The organism is Hymenobacter segetis, assembly GCF_038448715.1.
GTDB lineage: Bacteria > Bacteroidota > Bacteroidia > Cytophagales > Hymenobacteraceae > Hymenobacter > Hymenobacter segetis.
The window spans coordinates 83,636-102,648 of sequence record NZ_JBCEVZ010000014.1 but is presented as its reverse complement, the minus strand read 5'-3'; the positions used below and the strand labels follow the sequence as shown (position 1 = coordinate 102,648).

Below are 19,013 nucleotides of genomic sequence, written 5' to 3'. Positions count from 1 at the left end.
GACAGGTTCAAGGTAGTGGCCTCGGATATGCATTACTCACAGACTGTGGTGGCACATATCAGTAAAGACGGACACTATTACATTCACCCGGATATCAAACAACGCCGTTCGCTTTCAGTGCGGGAAGCGGCCAGACTGCAGTCGTTTCCTGACAACTACTACTTTGAAGGACCCCGGACTTCGGCGCTGAAACAGATTGGCAATGCAGTCCCGCCGCTGATGGGTGAACGAATTGCCCTAAGCGTTCGCAATGCGCTGAATGGCGTCGGAAATTTTCTACGGCCGGACTCTCCGGTAGGTAAACGCCGCTCCGGCAAAAAAGACAAGCAGTTGGCGCTAAACTACGCGCAGTAAGAATCCGATACGATTCCTGCTGCATATTAATCCGGATTTCAGTCAGACAGCTGGTGCCATCTTCGTTCAGGGGATGTACCAGCTGTTTTCTTCCCCATGCCAAATCTGATATAACTCTTACCTTCATCCGATACCTCCACTATCGGGTTTCTACCTACCGGCAACAGGCCGGCTATCAATGAGCTTTGAGACAATTCCTTTCGAGGAGGCCGGCCCGCGGGCTGATTCCATGCTCGAAACCCTACGCTCCATCGGTTACACGCTGGACACGGCCGTGGCCGATATAATCGATAACAGCATTGCAGCCGGAGCAACGGACGTACAGCTCGAAATCATCTGGCAGGGGCAGCAGTCCACTTTGACACTATCGGATAATGGCCGGGGTATGAACCCGGAAGCGCTACGGGAAGCAATGCGACCGGGCAGCCGGCACCCCAGCCAGGTGCGCCACAAAGACGACCTGGGACGGTTCGGACTGGGCCTGAAAACTGCCTCTTTCTCCCAATGCCGCCGGTTCACAGTTCTTTCCAAGCCCCGGCTGGGAGAGGTGACTTTCCGGTGCTGGGACCTAGATTATGTGAACGAGGCAAAGGCTTGGAACCTGCTGTGCCACGTCTCGGATGAATCCCTGGTGGAACAACTGGCAGCCCAGCCGCAGGGTACCATTGTGTTCTGGGAAAAGATGGACCGGCTGGTGAGAACCCTGCAGCTGGGCAATCCAAAGCACGAAGCGCTTTTTGGCCAGTACGTCAAGCTGGTCGAACATCATCTGGCCATGGTCTTTCACCGTTATCTGGAAGACGGCAGCCTGACGATTTACGTTAACGGAGAGAAGCTGAGCCCCTGGGACCCTTTTCTCACGGCTGAACCCTTCACCCAGCGTCTGATTGACGAAACCCTGCTCAGCGGGCAGGTGGTTATCCGACCCTACATTCTGCCGCATCACCGCCGGCTTTCCCATCCCGACCTGTTTGAGGAAGCAGGGGGCCTGCGCGGCTGGGGTGCCCACCAGGGCTTTTATATCTACCGTAACCGGCGGCTGCTGGTAGCGGGGGACTGGCTGGGCCTGTTCCGCCGCGAGGAGCACTGCAAGCTGGCCCGCATCATGGTGGACCTGCCCAACACGCTGGACGATGCCTGGCAGATTGACATCCGCAAAGCGCAGTCCTTCCCGCCGACCACGCTGCAGGGCGACTTCAAGCGAATCGGCACCCATGCCCGCACCCGGGCGGTGGAAGTCTACCGGGCCCGTGGGCGCAAGCTCAAGCACACCCACAGCATTGGTTTCACACCGGTCTGGCAGGAGAATGTCCGCCTGGGTCAGCGGCACTACACCATCAACCGCCAGCACCCGCTGGTAAAGGACCTGCTCGAAAAAAGCAAAGGCCAGTCTTCCGCGCTGCTGCATGCCGTGCTGCGGATGTGCGAGGAAACCATCCCCGTACCCCTGATTGTGCTGAGTGAGGCGGAAAAGCCCCGCGAACAGGCCGTGCCGTACGAAAACGTCGGCGACGAGGAAATCATGCCGTTGCTGCAGGACCTGTTCAGGGACTTCCGGGCGGCCGGCCGCTCCGCGGCTGACGTGCGGCAGTTGCTGTTCAACATGGAGCCTTTCAATTATTTCCCTCACCTCATCGACAAGCTCCCGAATGCCTGATTCCCACGAGGAGGCCCTGAGTGTGGCCATCACCATGCTCACGCCCAAGGCCCATAAAACCCCGGCTGTTATAACCGAAACGGTGGGCCGGGTCGGGATGCTGTACCCCGAGGCTGACAAAGAGCGGCTGCAGGCGGACCTGCTGGCCTACTACCGGGTGAAATCGCTGGATTACGCCATTCTGGAGGATAAGGCCAACCGGCAGCCCCCGTGGCTGGACAAGGCCCGTGAGGACATCAAATGGAAGTTCTGGAGCCGCTACCGCGACTACATGCAGTTCGACCGGCGGATGGCCGCTCATACCGTAGACCAGCTGGGCGACCTGACCGATGACATCCTTGACCGTCTGAGTAACCCCCGCAGCACCCTGCCTTTTGACCGGCGCGGTATGGTTGTGGGGCAGGTACAGTCCGGCAAGACCGGCAACTACACCGGTCTTATCTGCAAGGCGGCGGATGCCGGCTACAAGCTCATTATTGTGCTGGCGGGTATCCATAGCAGCCTCCGCAGCCAGACGCAGGAACGTCTGGACGAGGGCTTCGTTGGGTATAATACCCAGACGGCCCGTACTCACCGCACCGGAAACCACTGGATTGGTGTGGGGAAGCGTGACCGCAAGGTGCCGGCTCACTCGCTGACCACCAGCGCGTCAAACGGGGATTTTAAAACCTCCTTGGCGGACAGTGTACCCGCTACCATTTTCGGGTCGGACCCGGTGCTGATAGTGGTGAAAAAGAATGTCAGCATCCTGCGCAACCTGATTCTGTGGCTTGCCGCCAAGGGAGAGGAGACCGAGAAAGGGCACCGCCTGCTGAGCGATATGCCGCTGCTGCTGATTGACGACGAGGCTGACAACGCCTCGATTAACGTCAGCAAGGAGAATATATCGGCTGTGAACGCCGCCGTGCGGGTACTGCTCTCTCTGTTTGAGCAGAAGGCCTACGTGGGCTACACGGCGACTCCGTTTGCCAACATCTTCATTCCCGTACTCAGCCGCGCCGATTTTGAGGCATTAAACCTGAGCATCAAAGGGCGCCACAACACCCTGGACGCTGCCGTCGGGCAGGAGCTGTTCCCCCGGGACTTCATCGTCAATATTCCCCCGCCGACCAATTACATCGGCCCCGACAAGATTTTTGGAATCGGCGACCCGGATGACGAAGAGGATGGCTCCCATGAGAACGTCCTGCCGGTGGTGCATGAGCTGGACGAGGAGACCGACAACTACCTAGAGCTGTTTCCCAACAAACACAAAAAGGACGACGACCTGCCCACTTCCCTGCCGGATTCCCTGGAAGATGCAGTGAATCACTTCTTCCTGACCTGTGCGGCCCGCATGGCCCGCGGGCAGACCCGGCAGCACAGCTCGATGCTCATCCACGTCTCGCGCTTTGTGCGCTGGCAGAACCAGACCGGAAAACTGGTCAGCGAGTACCTGAGCGACTGCCGCTCCAAGCTGACCCTGCGCAAAAACAGTCTGGAGCCGGCGCTGAAGGCGTTATGGGAAAACGAGTACGAGCCGGTCACGGCGCGGTTTATCGATGAAAAACTGCTGGATGACCACGCCATCAAACCCCTGAGCTGGGAGGCGGTGCGCAAGCAGCTCCGGCCGGCCATGGAACGCATTAAGGTGCGGGTGGTGCACGGCACCCCGGACCGAACCGGCGATACCCTGCACCTGCCGCTGGCTTACAGCGATTACGACGATACGGGATTATTTGTCATTGCCATCGGCGGAAACAAGCTTTCCCGTGGGCTTACGCTGGAAGGACTGTGCGTGAGTTATTACCTGCGGGCATCGCGGATGTACGATACGCTCATGCAGATGGGGCGCTGGTTCGGCTACCGTCCCGGATACGCCGACCTGTGCCGGCTGTTTACCAGCGGGGAAATCATCAGCTGGTACCGTCACATTACCCTGGCCACCGAAGAGTTGCGTCTGGAGTTTGACCGGATGGTACGGCAGCGCCGCACGCCGGAAGAGTACGGCCTGAAAATCCGCTCCAAGCCCGGGGTGCTCCAGATTACGGCGACCAACCGGATGCGCGGGGCCTGGCCGCTGCAGCTGAGTTTTGCGGGTGAGCTGATGGAGACCTATGCTTTCCCCCGTCGCGACCCCGGTTTCATAAAGACCAATTACGATGCGGTGCAGAAGCTCATCAACCAACTGGGGGCACTGGCTCCGGTGGGCAGGCAGCCCTATGCCTGGCGCGGGGTAAGCGCCGATACGGTGCAGGGTTTCCTGCTGGAATACCTGACGACCCAGCGCAACATCGAGCCGGGGAAACTGACGGATTACATCAGTAAACAGCAACAGGACGGACGCCTGACTAAATGGACCATCATCCTGATGCAGGCAGAAAATGATACGAACCTGAAGGTGCCGTTTATCATCAACGAAAAGCCGGAAATGGTCCGCACCACGTTCCGTAATGCGGCCGGGGCAAAGGATAAGTCCAAAGCGGTCAGTACCGTCGAATACGTAATTCCCAAGGCGCACATTATCAGTCCGCGCCACGAAGCGCTTGATTTGGACGACACCCAGCTGAGCAAGGCATTGGAAGCCACCCGGGCAGAGCGTGCCGGGGCTGCTTACCCTTCCGGGGAGCAAATCCGGTTGCAGCGGCCTGCTTCCGAGGCGCTGCTGCTGCTGTACCCGCTCGACCCGAGGCCCGCAGAATATGAGGATGGTATCCCGGTGATGGGTTACGCCATTAGTTTCCCGGCGCTGAAAGGTGACCGGAAAGTGACTTACATGGGTAATTCACAGTTGCTGGCCGAGTTTACCAATGAAGACGATAACGAGCTGGACGACGAGGCCGACCAGCAGATAACCCGCGACGATGACTAACGCCGGAACCGCCGCTGGCCTAGAAGCCATCTGGAAAGAACTTGCGCTCGAACCGCCGGCATCCGGTAAGGTAGAGGCCCTCCCGTGTTTGCCGGCCAACCCCGAAAGCCCGCTTTCGGCAGGGATACTCAATGCACCCGACGGAGGTATCCGCCGGGTGCTGATGCTTGCGCTGCCGGTGCGCCTGCGTTCGCGCATAACCCCCGACCGTCGCTATTCTGGCCTGAGCCTTGAGCCGCTGCCGGACCCGGATGAACCCGAAAAAGCGTTTCTGCTGGCTCTGATTCTGACGGATGAGCGGTTTTCGGACATCTTCTCCATCCTAGCGGCCGACATCGTGGCGGCTTTGGCAGATGCCCATGACAGCAACGCCCACCTGCGGGCTTTTATGGCCCGGCTCAACCGCTGGCAGGAACTGTTCGGCTTGTTTAACCCGGCCGGGCTCAGTGGTCCGGCGCGGCAGGGTTTGTTCGGGGAACTGCACCTGATGCGGGAACTGCTCGCGGAGGGGCTGGCACCTGGTCTGGTAATAAATGCCTGGACAGGTCCATTGCACGACCCCCAGGATTTTCACTTCGGGCCAAACGCGGTGGAAGTGAAAACCAGCTCCGGGAGCAGTCAGTCCTTTCAGGTCAGCGGCGCCGCCCAGCTGGATGAGAGTCCCTTCGAACAGCTCTTTCTGGTGCATCTGTTTCTGGAGGTAGCGGAAAATGCCGGCGAAACGCTGCCCCAGCTGGTGCAGCATCTGGTTGCACAGCTAGAGTCCGACCCGGCCGTATTCAAGCTTTTTGAAACCCGCCTGCACCAGGCCGGCTACTTCCATGCGCAGGCCGAGCGCTACCACGCGGAGGGATTCCGGGTGCGGCATACCATGCCGGCCCTGGTTCACGAGGCCTTCCCGCGCATCCGGGCGGCGGACCTGCCGCCCGGGCTTGGCTCAGTCGCTTACACCGTCGACACCGACCAGTTGCTTCCCTATCTGATTCCTTTCGCTACCCTCACTGCTACGCTCGATTCCCATGTCTGATACCGACGAATTGCTGACCTTTCTGACCGACCTGAATCAGGAAATCCGTGCTCTTACAGAGGCGGAGCAGGAGGGAGCGCTACTGGAAGAAAAAGCTACTGAGTACATGATTGGCATGCTGTCTGATGCTGGTGAGACGGAGGATGCCCGCGTCTGTACCAGCATCAAAGCAAACAAAGCCAATCAGATTCAGCATAAAATCAACGGGTACGCGCTCAGCGAGGACTACGAAACCGTTGACCTGTTCATTACCTTTTTCCAGGAGGGTGAGGAGGTGCGCTCGTTTCCCAAAAGCGAGGTAACAACAGCTGCCAACCAGTCGGAGCGCTTTCTGAAGGATGTATTTAACGGCTACCGGGAAAAGCTCGATGAGTCGGCTCCGGTCTATGACTTGGCGCAGGTGCTGTTTGAGCACGCCGCCAAAGTGGTGCGGGCGCGCATCTTCATCCTGACCAATGCCCGGCTGACCTCGGACATTGTGTTGCCGGACCGCAAACTGCGGGATACCCTGCACGTCCAGTACCATCTGTGGGACCTTGAGCGCTTCCACCGTCTATGGACCAGCCGGAACCGCCGGGAGCCCATTGAAATAGACTTTGAAAAGAGCTATGGCAAGCCGCTGGCGTGCCTGCCCATGCCGGTGAGCAACAATGATTATCAATCCTGCCTGGCGATTGTTTCCGGGACCATGCTGGCGGAAATCTACGAGCGCTACGGTGCCCGCCTGCTGGAGCAGAACGTTCGTTCCTTTCTCGATTTTACGGGTGGCGTAAACAAGGGAATCCGCAACACCATCCGCACGGCTCCCCACCGGTTTCTGGCTTACAACAACGGCATCGCGGCCACTGCCGAGGATGCCGAAGTGCGGGAGATGCCCGGGGGAGGGTGGGCCATCTACAAGGTCCGCGACCTGCAGATTGTAAACGGGGGCCAGACCACGGCCGCTATTTTCCGCACACAGCGCCAGGACAAGGCGGACATCAGCACGGTCTTCGTCCAGATGAAGCTGACGGTGCTGCGGCGGCCCGAGGAGATGGACGAAATCATCCCGCTGATTTCCCAGTACGCCAACAGTCAGAATGGTATTCAGGCGGCCGACCTGTCGGCCAACAATGCCTTTAACCGGCAACTCGAAAAGATTTCCCGTACCTGCTGGGCGCCAGCAATCAAAGGCTCCGCGCTGCAGACCCGCTGGTTCTTTGAACGGGCCCGCGGCCAGTACAAGGTGGCCTACAACCGGGAGCTGTCGTCGAGCCGGCGCACGGCTTTCGAGAAGCAGAACCCGCGCAAACAGCTTTTCAGCAAGGAAATGGTTGCCAAGTTCGAGCACATGTGGAACGGCTACCCCCACCTTGTGGCCAGGGGTGCCCAGAAGAACTACTCGGAGTTTCTGAAGGATAAGCTGAAGAAGGATTTCCTGCCCAATAATGTCTTCTTTGAGGACCTGATAGCCAAAGCCATTCTGTTCCGGGCCGCGGATACAGAGTATGGCCGGGGGGCTACCAAAATCGGGGATTTCAAGTTCCTTACGGTCCCTTACACCCTGGCCTTTCTGAACCACCTCACCGGAGGGCGGATTGACCTGTTTAAAATCTGGAAGCAGCAGGAGGTATCAGAAAACCTGCGGGAAGTTATCCGCAAGCTGCTCTACGTGGTCGACAAATTCCTGCTGGACAATGCCGGTGGAAAACTAGTAAGTGAACGGGCCAAGCAGGAGGATTACTGGAAGCTGCTGCTTACCAAAGCCCCGACCAGCGACAGTCGCCAGAAGATGCTCAACCTGCTGGCAGATGACTTTGCGGACCCACAGCAGCAAAAGAAACGCTACAGTCAGAACAACGATGAACTGGCAGCTGAGGAGCGCCGGCAGGAGGAAGAGTCACTTCGCTCCCTTGGGGCAAAGGCATGGGAAATCATTGAGCAATGGGGTCGTCAGACTGACCTGCTGACACCGCATAAACGCGGAAAATGTGCTGCAATCGCCCTAAGCATCAATAAAAAACGTCCTCTTACGGATAGCGAAGTTGAAAATGGCAGGTCTGTTGTCGACTTGGTGCTGGAGAAAAATCCGCAGCTGCTTGAAGAGCTGTATGCTGAACAGACTGTATCAGCCACCACTACTGCGCCCCGTAGAATCATAACCATGCAGGATGTTGAGCATCTGGTTGATTGGGAAAAATCGAACAGGAAGCTCAAAGCAGAGGATGCAGGCTTCCTTATCAAAATAAAGAAAGGGGAATTGAGGCTCAGCGATTCGGTCAAAGGCAAAGTATGGTATTTACAGAATAGTGTAGTTCGTAACGGGTATGTTCTTCCTGTACTAACAACGTAGAAAATGTAATGCAACTAAGTGGCTAGTTGTTGTCCCAAAGAGCTAATTCACTATGTATGAACCAAACTAGGCTTGTGTTTGGGTTAGTCGTAATGTAAAATATAGCCTCTTCCAAAAAAGGCATCATGAATTCATTTATCAATTTATACATCGCATCACTAAGCGATATATAAGTTAAGTGAAATTCAGTCGCTTTGTTATGCACAATAGCGTTTCGTATCATGTATACCATTTTTGGCAATACTTCCTTCAATTTAGCAACATTATTGACAGCGCTAATTGTAAAACCATTTTTAGATACAGCAAGCGCATTCATTACAGATTCGACATCAGATGTTTGAGAAGGATTCAGCCCACTAACAAACGTGCTCCACTTCGAGTAAATCAGGTCGGCAACAAAGCCGCCTGCATATGGCAAAGCATTGACATCAGCTAAAAAATCTTTTAACGCTACCAGTTCGCTTTCTGCAATTTTTTTGTTCATTGTACTAAAATCTCTCATCGAAAACATTCTTCCATTATTAATGCTCTCCATCTTCACTAGTAATGATTTATACATAAATTCTTCAATAACATGGTATATAAGCAAATATTTAGATAAAATCTCTTTATTATGACTGTATTCACTCAATACGTATAGAACGTTGTTGAACTGCTGATATTTATTCGAGATGGAGATGTTATCCCGCCATGGATTGGATGTAGCTGAAGTATAGTTCTTGGGGCTATGGAAAGGTAATCCAGCTGAAACGTAATGCATAAGGACCCCAGCGATTGTACTTGGCATACTAGCAAAACTTCCGTTTTTTGCCAATATGTATTTCCTTTTTTCATTTATCGACCCTGCTGCAAGTTTAGATAATAAAACAAGATACAGTGACTCAGGGATTGTGTTTTGCGTTATATAGTCATGAAATCCGGATGGATTGCTGAAATCAATAACAAAAATTGACTCGTCAAAATGACTGCTGTTGTAAAAATGAAAAAATGGTATTATGGTTGAATCAAGCTCTAAGGCTCGACCAATATCAAAATTAACAGTATAGTTAACTGGATTCGGGTCGGTTAGGTTAAATGACTCATTCGCGAGTAGATTAGATATTATTGTAATAAATCGAATTTCGTTTAGATTAAGTATTTGATACAAAGGAAAATCGGATTCAAGTATGGCAATAATAGCCAGTATATTCGGGTAGTCCGCAGGAAATACTTGATTTTCTTTAGCGAGAGTGAGATTAGTTATTATTGTACTAAGCTGTTCGCTGATTTCCACAAATCTCTCCTCATCTGCCGAGTTTAAGGTTCCAACAAAAGCTTCGATTGATGGCTCGTCATTCAGACTCTGTAAGAAGCCAAGAAGGTTGTCAAAGATGATATCCGTTCTATTCATTTGTGGAGCCTTTGAAGAATTCAACCCATGAAATGCCTCCACTATTCCGGCTACTTAGCACGTGTAAAACCCCTCTAAAAACAGCGTTTTTATTAGCTGTTCCGATATTCACTTTTGCCAAATCTAAGCTGTTACGTTCTGTTTCGAACTCGTGAATATTCAATCTGCGGATATTCGTGAGTAATAAGTCTACAGCACCTTCAAATGCGGAATCAATGTTCTCAATGTGAATATTGTGTATTCCTATTGACTTGCCAATTGCTCCATAGATACCGGACAGAACAACTTCTCTTCCAATCCATTTTATCCCTTCAATATCATAATTAGCCAGTAAGCTGGATTCTATTTCAAGAACAGAATTAATATAGCGCACCAAGAATTCATAACTCAGCAACTTCGAATCAATTTCGGTCGCAAAATCTTCATTCTGAGATTTTAGAATGAGTGTTGAGTTTGTTGTGACAGGTTGCCCTACTCTGAAAGATAGTAATGCTGATATTAAATGTGAGAACAAAAACTCGCCCCTTGACCTTTCTTTGCCGTAATGAATTGAACTGGTTTCTCGTTCTCTAACAAGATGAAATCTGCCAATATTGATGTTTTCAAAAACCGGTAAAATGTTTAAAAAAATCAACTCCAGTTGATGCTTAATTTTAACTGGCTTATGTCCAGCATTTAGAATAAGCATTTTATTCACTTCTTCATCCGGAGACAGATTGTACCAGACTTCAAACCATTGATAGTTGTCCTTAAATGATTGTTCAATATCTCCTGATGGTCTCTTTTGCTTGAAATCCTGTACTATATCAAATAATATCTTCGTACTGGAGTTTATGTTCGTAAGCTCCTTAGAGTACCTCTTCGACATCTGATAACGGTTAAGCTCAAGTATGTCTCTGCTGGCACTCAGCTGCTCTTTAGCTAACATTATAGTTTTCCATATCATATGCAGCCTATACGTGCGTTGTAGTCCATCAAGTATTCGAAAAGCAGCAATGTTAACAGTGCCGCATTGCGGAGGATTCTCTTTTGTACTGCTAACAGTCAATACAATTGGGGGAATATGGCTCCCCTTTAATACAGTATTAATCAACGAGTCCAAGTATATATTCGATACTATTCCACGCTGAATCTTATACTCTTGGTAATTCTCTGGAAGGCTGTTTATATAATCAAACAAAGAGGCTTTTATTAAATAACACATTGTAGAGCCTTCAACTCTCGTATCTAATATTTCGGCTTGCATATGCGCTCGATTATTTGTGAAGACTGTTTAGTTGGTTGGTCTATTATGGACAGCCAATTAGCTAAGGTATGGCAGTTTTTAGCTATTCTTCAACTTGCTGGGGCAGATGGTTACCCAAGACAGAGTTCAGAGGTGGAAGCTGATGAAGGCTTCAGGGTGATGGACTAACCTTAGCCAAGCCTCCTTTATTCAGGGAAAGGGATGCTGTTAGGTAGCAGTTCTGTTATGAGCGTGTCTCACCCGGCTTCGGTCTATGCATTGTCGTTCGTGTTTCTCAACTGACTGAAGCTCGGCTTTCCGCTGAGGGCGCGACAGGTGGCGCTGGGCTGCCGTGGCCGGGCATAGGTATAGGGGAATAGGATAGGTCTTGTTTGTTCCCTTGGCGCTGGCGGTTACATCGCACATCCACTCGGCCTCAAGGCGGTAGTACACTTGTACTATCCACCAAGTTTGAGGGTTTGTTTATGGGCATTTGAAGATACGGTCTCTCTGGTCGTTCCGGCCAAGCCAGCCTAGACATTGATTTCGCGGACCATACAGCTACCAGTAAAGTCAAACGTTTTGTCGCCGCCTTTGTCGTCCAGCACACTTACCATATCCAGCACAATGGTCTTACGCATGGCTTCAACGAATTTCTCCATTCCGTATTCGATGTTTGTGGCGTGAATTGTGAAGCCGAGCTTTTGAAGTTTAGTGAGCACCTGAAGATGTGGATGGCGGTAGCCGTCGTGATGACCGGACGAAATCACGGCTTTCCTCCCGGCTTCAGCTGCCAGCCCCTTCCAGAACCTGCCTGAATAATTCTTCTTGGAACCGTGGTGGGGGGCTTGGACAATCGAATATGCTATGCCTTCCAGTTCCGGGTCGCTGTTGAGTCGCTTCAGTGTTGAGGTGACGGCATCTGCAGTCAGCAAAATATTAAAACTGTTGATGGTAATGAGCAACACAGTCGAAAGCATGTTTGCTGCTTGGCTGGCTTCCTTGGGATTGGAACTGGAGTCCAGTCTGACAAGCCGGTTATAAGCTTCCCCCTCCAGATGGGCCGGCGAGAGTGTCTTAATCGCCAGATTTGGTGTGAGCTGCCTTTGCCATCCTTCCATAAGCTGGCAGATTTTACCCAATAAACCCTGTGAACGCAGGGCAGGGAGGAGTTTCACAATTTTGCCCAGTTCCTGAACAGGACCGGGAGTTGGCTCGAAAAACTTCCAGTAATCCTTGTTCAGGTGGAAGACCGTGTGGCCAAACCACCCAATCGGAATCTGTTCTTTCAGGCAATGCTCAAAAAGCTCAATAAAGCCGGAATAATGGTCCTCGTGGGGGTGAGATAGTATCAGAAATTCTATTCTGTCGTAGCCTCCATCAATGAGGTGTTTGAGTACAGGGTTGCTGTCCTCTTTCTTGTTGCAGTCGATAACCCCTATCCGCTTCTCGCTGCCGTCAAGCCATTCGAGTATGATTGAGTCGCCTTGGCCAACATCCTTAAAAGTTAAAGAGACCATTATTCCTCTTTAAATATGCTTTCGTCTACGTCATCAAAATAACCCTCTTTTGAGAAGAGAGTGGCCAGTTTATCGGATTTGGTATTTGAAAACTCAAACACCTTACTTCCTGGCTTGGTAATAACTCTGATGAACATGTAACCTCCTTCTTCCAGGGTCACTGCGCCTTCCAAGGGCTCCAAGTCGAATCTCCTTCGTTGGAATTTTTTCTCTTCCTCGTTGACCAAGCAATCGACCAATACAGATTGCTTTTTTACTTCGATTATCTGCCCGTAAAAACTCTCCGTGGTCGAAGGCGTGCCTATCTCGAAATTCAACTCTGCGAGTAACCTTTCAACATCGTAGGCCCCACCAGCAAGAGAGAACTGTTCTTTTGATTTCAGGTGTACCTGAGTTGGTGTGCGGTTTATATCATCCAGAATATCAATCACATCCTGCGCCTTATTGGTGTCTCTGGACCATACAACCAGAATGTATCTCTTGCCTTCAGGAACGATATTCCTGATGCTTTGGGCGCACCTGTATGGGTCAAACGGCAGGCCAATATTAGGGTCATAGTGCAGGTCAAGAAATACCAGTTCTATGCTCTCGATGGGATGTGGCGGAGCCTGCATTTCCTCCAGATTAACCTCGAAGAATTCTGCTTTTATAAGCTTCCTTCCAAAAGCCGTCTGAATGGGCAATGCGTCAGCCGGCATGTCATCAATCAGTGCCACCTGAGTTCCCTGAAGTTTCTCGAAGAGTAGCATACTAGAATTTATTAAAGAGTAACTCGACCGCTGCGCCATTATACATGGCCGGAATATTCCTCTCAAGCAGTTCTTCCTTGTCGTAGATGATGTTAAGCTTTCCGAACTGCATCATGGCTGTGTCTATCATGTACATGCCAATGCCGATTCCCCCATCCTTTCTACTAAAGAATGGTCGCACGATGTCCTCGATGTTGTCTTTAAACCCAGGGCCGTTGTCAGCCACTACGATGGAGACGCCATCCTTCGACTTGGTCGCGGATATATAAATTCCTTTGTTCGGCTTATACACTGTTTCCAGCCAGTGGATGCTGTTATCGATGAGATTCATCAACATCGTTATCAGCAGGCGCTTGTCACACCTGATTTCGCTGATTCCCGGGTCGACATGCACGCTGACGTTGACCTTTCTCATCTGCAGCCGCAATTCATAATTTTTTACGGCCTGCTCAACTGTCTCAGCGAGCAGAATATTTTTGATGCCGCCCTTTCTTAAAATTGATAGAATTCCGTTTACGTAGTCAGTTAACTCGTTAACCAAGCTTTTCAGCTTTATCGAATCGAGGGGATTCTCTCTGACGCTATCATGTAATCTTGGAACAAGCTTTTCAATCTCATGAATGGCAAAAGAAGCTGTCATACCAACACCAGCAGGAATCAGGAGAGCTGTCTTATCCTGCTGGTACCTTTTCTCAAGAGCACTTACTTCCGATAAAATCCTTTTCTTTTCTTGGGCATTCGGAATAACAGCGCTCTCAACCAGTTCTTTAAAGCTTTTGATGTTGCCCTCGAAAGAGTTAGGGCTCTCTTTATGGTTAAACTTAAGCCATTTTCTGCGGTCAACTGAACGTTCAACTTTAAAATCATTAAAGATGAATTCTAGGCAGAGGATGAATTTTTCGAAGGCTGCATTAGCGATAAAACCTTCTCTGTTCGTTTTTTCAACAAGCACTCCGGATTGCGCAGGGTCCAAGTAAATGAAACCTATCACCTGATTGTTGGAGAACCACTCTTTATTCTGAACCCGCTTGAGGTCAAAACCCAGCCAGTCATTTCCTGGCTCACCATAATCGTAAACGCGCAGGTCACCTTTAAAAACCCGGATGCCTGACTGTTCTTTTAACAGGTCCTTAATCAGGGTAGGTTCAGGCATTGTATCCCGCAGGGATTGAGCATCGAGGTCGTAGGAATAAACCTCCAGTTTTAAAGTGCCAAACGAAGCCGACCTATTCAAAAGCGCTTCGGTATGAGCCTCTATTTCTTCTGCAGCAATCTCCTTGTTTTTAGCGAAGAAGTTTCGCACAGACTGTTTCAGTTCCTCCCTGATATTTCTCTTGTACTTACTCCGGATTACCGCGTCCTTGCTTTTCCCGTCAATATCCCTGTGCCCGAGCGCAGTGTTGTTTTGCAGAGAGAAGTGGTAGTCAAAAGTCAGGTTGTACTGCGGGTCCAGCGCGGCCGTGAGTTTATATGGCGCGGCATCCAGTACCTGGTTTACGCTTGGCAGAGCCTTCAGCCAGTCGTTATGGAAATTGAGGGCTATGCTAAATTCCTTCTCCTCGTTTTTGGGCGAAAGCATGGATACAGTGCTTCGCTTGAGTTGCCTAGCCATCCCCTTCGTCCACGTCTCTTTTAAGTCATTCAGCTCGATGTATGTGCCGGGAGACTTTTTAAAGTGAAATGACTCAGGGGCAGTTACTTTCTTCCAAGAGATAGCAACTTCGTCAAGGTATTTTTGGGAGGAGAATGAGCGCCAGTCTATTTCTACATGTAATTCATAGTCCAAGAGATTTACGTTAGCGGTAGCTCCACTTTTGCCCGGGGTGACTTCAGCAGGTCTGGTTTTAAGTTTTATGAGGTTACTGAGCTTATGAACGGCAAATCGTCCCACGCCTTTTTCACCCATTGGGACTCTTTTGAATACAGGGCTCAGATTGGCCTTTCTTGTTCCATCATCCTGCAATGGTTTGCGGAAATCAGTTCCTGGCTCAAACCAAACACTGGTTAGCACTGCCTCATTTATTCCTGTGCCATTGTCTGTTATTACTATCTGAGCTTTTTGTGGGTCCTCAACGTTGTTAAATTCAATCTTTACCTCAGTGGCATCAGCATCATAACTGTTCTTTATAAGCTCATAAATAGCCATGACAGGACTCTTTATGAGTTCCTCTCCTAAAAGTATCAGAAGGTTAGCTTTTGGCTTAAATTGAACTTGGTGACCGGATGGTTCAGCCATGATACGTGTTGGGGTGATAGTAGTGTGTTATGACGATGTCAAGCAAAAGCTTTCGGAATCGCGGTAAGCGGTACCGTTATTAATCGAAATCCAGATAGAAAATTAGATTATTCAAATCCTCGTCAAGTTCGGATTGATTGGCATAAAAGAAAGTCTCTTCCTCCAGAATTTCATCATGCTCACAAACTGTGAGCATGAGCGTAGGTCCTTCACCGCGTCCACTATCCCGCTTCTTCTCTTTATAAAATTCAGCTTCAGGATATTGTGTACTGATATTGGATACATACTCTGCAAGAGCCTGATTGAAGAGAGTCGGAATGTTGGCTGTTGTCTGCATGGTCAAATCCGGTTTGTGGTTTAATTGGTCTCAATGTGTCAGTGCATTTAACTTCAAGCAGCATCAGAGGCTGATGGCGTACTATGAATAATGCTTTGAGGACTCAGGGTCTGGACAAAAACGATTACAAGCCTAGGGCTTGAGCAGCATTATATGCAATAACATCCGTAAGGCGGGTATACCGGCTAATCATTTCGTCAGTCTTCTGCTTTGTCTGGTTTTTGATAAAGTTATTGGACTGGCCGTTGAGCACGGCAACCGTGATAAAGGAAGCCCGCAGCGAGTGGGCTGAGTACTGGTCGCCCAGGTGCGTCTTGACCACGTTGTTTAGCCGGCCATCGGTCAGGCGGCGGGTGCCCGGCCGGCCCGGCTGCCCCGGCTTTGCGCGCACCATCGACACGAATAGCGGCCCGGACGTGCGGCCGAGCACCGCCACCCATTCCTCGCAGGCGCGAATCGGACAGAACAGCGGGGTCGGCGCGTAGAACACCGCTTTGTCTTCGGTTTCGCCCTGCTGGTTGGTTTTGCTTTTCTCCAGGTGCAGCACCAGTGCCCCGTTTTTGTATTCCAGCGCCTCGACGTTGAGGGCCACCAGTTCCGAACGCCGGAATGCCCCCGCGAAGCCGAGCAGCAGAATGGCCCGGTCCCGCAAGCCAACCGGTGTGGTCAGGTCCAGCCCGCGGATGGCCTGCTTCAGGGCCTCGACGGTAAAGGCCGGCGCTTGCTTCTGCTTTTTGCCCACGACGCGTCCGATGCCGCGCAGCACGGTCTCGACCGGCTTGGAGCCCACGGCCGACGGATGGCCGTGCAACTCGTGCTTCTTTTGGATGGCGGCCAGGTGCCGGCGGATGGTGGCCAGCTTGCGGGGCAGGTCGGCCAAGTGGGCAATGTAAGCCGCCAGGGTCGCTGCGTCGGCCGGGTACGGCGTCAGGGCGTTGGCTTCGCAGTAGGCCTCGAAGCTTTTCAGGTCGGCCGAGTACGCCAGGCGCGTGTTGTCCGCGCCGTGCAGCCCCTCGACAAAGTAGCGGCCGACGTGCGCGGCCAGGGCTTCGCCCATCTCGGCCAGCGATGAGGCCGGCACGACGGCTACTTGCTCTTTCTTTCCCTTTTGTTCGTTCATGGGTACAGGCGTGAGAGAGTGTCCGGCGTCGTGCTCACGGACTCCCGTGCGCGGCTGGATTGGTGAAAATCGGCCGGGTAAAAGTACGAAAAGATTAGGGATGATAATTAATGATTATCATCCCTAATCTCTGGAAATTGACTGAGCCTTTCTAACCCTGCTCATCGAGGTAGTCTTGCCAGATTTCTTTCCATTCGCTCAAATACGCTTGCGCTGATTCATGGCTTGGGAAGTCATAGGTTATGACGTCGGCCAAGTATTCCTTCTCCCATTGCTTCGTGCCCGGGTGCAGCACGTAAACCGGCCGGGTCTTGTATTCCACCACCAGTTGCCGCGTGTCGTTGTCGTCGATAAGAAACGGCGACAATTTGAAGCACTTGATTTGCGCTAGGTCGAGTGTCAGACCCGCGTGCGTGGTAATGGTTGCCTTATTGTTCATGGGATGCTTTCTGGTTCAGGCCGTAAGCGCGGGAGCCGAGCTTTTTCATAAAAAGGTATTCACGTCTTTCAACTTCTAACCGGGTCATGGTTTTGGGTAACGTCATGAGGACAGTAAATTGGAAATGCCGGGCGTGAGATGGGTCGGCTTCCATTAATTTGACGAGTTCCACATTGCCCCCGGTTCCTGCTGAAGTGACGTACTCCCTCCAGCGCCCCCAAATGCCTTCCGTCCCGGAAGCCGAGCCAATGTATTGCTTGCCGCTGGATTTGTCCAGAATAAGGTAGATGCCGGCCACGGCGCTAAGCATCCGGCACCACTCATCCCGTGGAGACTGGCTTTTCACCAAAGTTCGGAGCTGCGCAAAAGTGATGGTAAAATCCAAGTAATCGGTAAACGGCAGACTGAAAGGCCGCGCCTGAATTTCCAGGACCGTTTTAGGGGCCGTATCGCGCATCATCATGTGCCAGTTGCGTTCATTGCCTTTGCCCCAGTCAATAATGACCCGCTCTTTGAGGTCCTCGTACCCGCGCATTTCGGTTAACGTGTAGTCGAGCGCATCTTGGCCCATCGCTTCCACCGGGCCGACGGCATAAACACCAACAAAGCGTGCCCGTCGCCCGTCTTCGCCTAAAAAGGAAACGAGGTATTCACAGTTTTTGAACACCTCTTTTTTCTGCCGGCGCTGATAAGCCAGGAATTTTTCTGGTTCGTCGCGGTACAGGGCATACACATCGACCCCTCCCGTCGTGTCCCGGTGGCGGACCAGTTTCACCCGGCTATGACGGGGCAGTCGGCGATGATGCAACAGTTCCTGCAACGTGAGGGCAATGCCCGGCGCTTCCTTATAGTAATAGATACAGCCATCCAGTACCCCTTGGTCCTGGTCGGGGTAGCTGAACACAATTTCCTGTCCATTGGCTTTGCGCAAAATGGTGCAGAGTTGTTCCGGGCCAAAGCTCATCATGTAGGTTGCCGGGCTCACGGCATCGGGGAACCGCTGATGATACTCGTTCAGCAACGCATCAAACTCGCTGTGGGGGTCTGAAAGGGATTGAGCCGTCATGTAAGCAGGGCTGAGGAATTAGCAGCCGGTCCTAATAAGTGGCAAAAAATCGTTCCGTGCAAATCGAAGATATCCCGAACATTTAGCTTAGCCCCGGCAGCAAATTTTCGGCTCGGATGAGGACGACACGTTCTGTCGTCGTCCGCCTGCACCTTCGTTTAAAATTGGCTCTAATACCCATGCAAATCCCACTCATCCCACCCTTTGCCAGCGGCCCAGCTCAAGCGGATGCCCTGTTCACGTTCTGGCTACAAGAATGTGCCGATGTACCAGCCGTGCAGGCATTGACGCCGGTCACAAATGCCGGCCTGTTGATCGTCTTGCAGCTCATTTTGGCGGATACTGGGGATATCAAAGTGGACCATCAGGACATTTGGACCGTGCTGGCCGGAGCCAACTCCATTCAATTCGGCATGGCAACCGGGAAAGGCCACAACCGCGTCGCAGTAGTCGGGCAGCAACTGTGGGATGGTTCCACCCTGCTTGGCGATGATACACTGCCAGCCCACCGGATTTTACTGGCCATCCAAAGCGGAACGGCGACGGAACTGGAGATGGACGAGCTTACCTACCTCTTGGAGTACGTAATGAGCCAGGCCGGGGACCAAGCCGAAGTCGTTTTTGGGCACGGTCTCAATCCGGCCCTCGGCGAAAGCATCCAGGTGATGATGCTCGTCAGTCGGCAGTAAGACCACCCTTTCTTTTTGAGT

Annotated in this window: 16 protein-coding genes; 7 read left to right on the top strand and 9 right to left on the bottom strand. The window is 51.8% G+C overall.

From position 1 onward, the window contains the following. The 5 genes from AAFH49_RS08280 to AAFH49_RS08260 form a co-directional block, all read left to right on the top strand. A partial coding sequence (locus AAFH49_RS08280; protein ID WP_342297244.1) for a DNA cytosine methyltransferase occupies positions 1–354 on the top strand: 354 nt, incomplete at its 5' end. Between the two features lie 229 nt (positions 355–583). Beyond that, a complete protein-coding gene (locus tag AAFH49_RS08275; protein ID WP_342297242.1) occupies positions 584–2,011 on the top strand; it encodes an ATP-binding protein in 1,428 nt (475 codons plus the stop codon). Beyond that, complete coding sequence (locus AAFH49_RS08270) at positions 2,004–4,862, top strand: Z1 domain-containing protein (protein WP_342297241.1); 2,859 nt, start codon at positions 2,004–2,006, stop codon at positions 4,860–4,862. Before AAFH49_RS08275 ends, AAFH49_RS08270 begins: the two co-directional genes overlap by 8 nt. Further along, positions 4,855–5,889 carry a PD-(D/E)XK motif protein gene (locus AAFH49_RS08265; protein WP_342297238.1) on the top strand — a complete coding sequence of 345 codons (1,035 nt, stop codon included), beginning with the start codon at positions 4,855–4,857 and terminating at the stop codon, positions 5,887–5,889. The genes AAFH49_RS08270 and AAFH49_RS08265 overlap by 8 nt, the downstream gene beginning before the upstream one ends. After that, complete coding sequence (locus AAFH49_RS08260; protein ID WP_342297236.1) at positions 5,882–8,221, top strand: AIPR family protein; 2,340 nt, start codon at positions 5,882–5,884, stop codon at positions 8,219–8,221. Before AAFH49_RS08265 ends, AAFH49_RS08260 begins: the two co-directional genes overlap by 8 nt. A gap of 22 nt (positions 8,222–8,243) precedes the next feature. Here AAFH49_RS08260 and AAFH49_RS08255 read toward each other — a convergent pair whose 3' ends face one another. Both AAFH49_RS08255 and AAFH49_RS08250 read right to left on the bottom strand, forming a co-directional pair. Next, positions 8,244–9,611: a hypothetical protein gene (locus AAFH49_RS08255; RefSeq protein WP_342297234.1), complete on the bottom strand. Its 1,368-nt coding sequence runs from the start codon at positions 9,609–9,611 to the stop codon at positions 8,244–8,246. Then, entirely contained in the window at positions 9,604–10,857 is a 1,254-nt protein-coding gene (locus AAFH49_RS08250; RefSeq protein ID WP_342297232.1) for a hypothetical protein, read from the bottom strand. The genes AAFH49_RS08255 and AAFH49_RS08250 overlap by 8 nt, the downstream gene beginning before the upstream one ends. Here AAFH49_RS08250 and AAFH49_RS08245 point away from each other — a divergent pair, their 5' ends adjacent. Beyond that, complete coding sequence (locus AAFH49_RS08245) at positions 10,858–11,025, top strand: hypothetical protein (protein ID WP_342297231.1); 168 nt, start codon at positions 10,858–10,860, stop codon at positions 11,023–11,025. Between the two features lie 344 nt (positions 11,026–11,369). On the opposite strand, the gene AAFH49_RS08240 is transcribed toward AAFH49_RS08245, so the two are convergent. The 7 genes from AAFH49_RS08240 to AAFH49_RS08210 all read right to left on the bottom strand — a co-directional run bounded on the left by AAFH49_RS08240 (position 11,370) and on the right by AAFH49_RS08210 (position 18,303). Then, positions 11,370–12,356: a ComEC/Rec2 family competence protein gene (locus tag AAFH49_RS08240; protein WP_342297230.1), complete on the bottom strand. Its 987-nt coding sequence runs from the start codon at positions 12,354–12,356 to the stop codon at positions 11,370–11,372. After that, the gene (locus AAFH49_RS08235; protein ID WP_342297229.1) at positions 12,356–13,105 is read right to left on the bottom strand and encodes a hypothetical protein; all 750 of its coding nucleotides are present in this window, start codon (positions 13,103–13,105) and stop codon (positions 12,356–12,358) included. The genes AAFH49_RS08240 and AAFH49_RS08235 overlap by 1 nt, the downstream gene beginning before the upstream one ends. Position 13,106: 1 nt before the next feature. Further along, positions 13,107–15,341 (bottom strand): ATP-binding protein, encoded by a 2,235-nt coding sequence (locus AAFH49_RS08230; protein WP_342297228.1) that lies wholly within the window; start codon positions 15,339–15,341, stop codon positions 13,107–13,109. 79 nt (positions 15,342–15,420) lie between these two features. After that, on the bottom strand, positions 15,421–15,678 hold the full coding sequence (locus AAFH49_RS08225; RefSeq protein WP_342297227.1) for a hypothetical protein: 258 nt from the start codon (positions 15,676–15,678) through the stop codon (positions 15,421–15,423). A 124-nt stretch (positions 15,679–15,802) separates the two neighbouring features. After that, positions 15,803–16,798 carry a tyrosine-type recombinase/integrase gene (locus AAFH49_RS08220; RefSeq protein WP_342297226.1) on the bottom strand — a complete coding sequence of 332 codons (996 nt, stop codon included), beginning with the start codon at positions 16,796–16,798 and terminating at the stop codon, positions 15,803–15,805. 151 nt (positions 16,799–16,949) lie between these two features. After that, positions 16,950–17,237 carry a hypothetical protein gene (locus AAFH49_RS08215; RefSeq protein ID WP_342297224.1) on the bottom strand — a complete coding sequence of 96 codons (288 nt, stop codon included), beginning with the start codon at positions 17,235–17,237 and terminating at the stop codon, positions 16,950–16,952. Further along, the gene (locus AAFH49_RS08210) at positions 17,227–18,303 is read right to left on the bottom strand and encodes a GIY-YIG nuclease family protein (RefSeq protein WP_342297223.1); all 1,077 of its coding nucleotides are present in this window, start codon (positions 18,301–18,303) and stop codon (positions 17,227–17,229) included. Before AAFH49_RS08210 ends, AAFH49_RS08215 begins: the two co-directional genes overlap by 11 nt. Positions 18,304–18,482: 179 nt before the next feature. On the opposite strand from AAFH49_RS08210, the gene AAFH49_RS08205 reads away from it, so the two are divergent. Beyond that, positions 18,483–18,992, top strand: a complete 510-nt coding sequence (locus AAFH49_RS08205; protein WP_342297222.1) for an FtsZ/tubulin family protein — start codon at positions 18,483–18,485, stop codon at positions 18,990–18,992. The last annotated feature ends 21 nt before the right edge of the window (positions 18,993–19,013 follow it).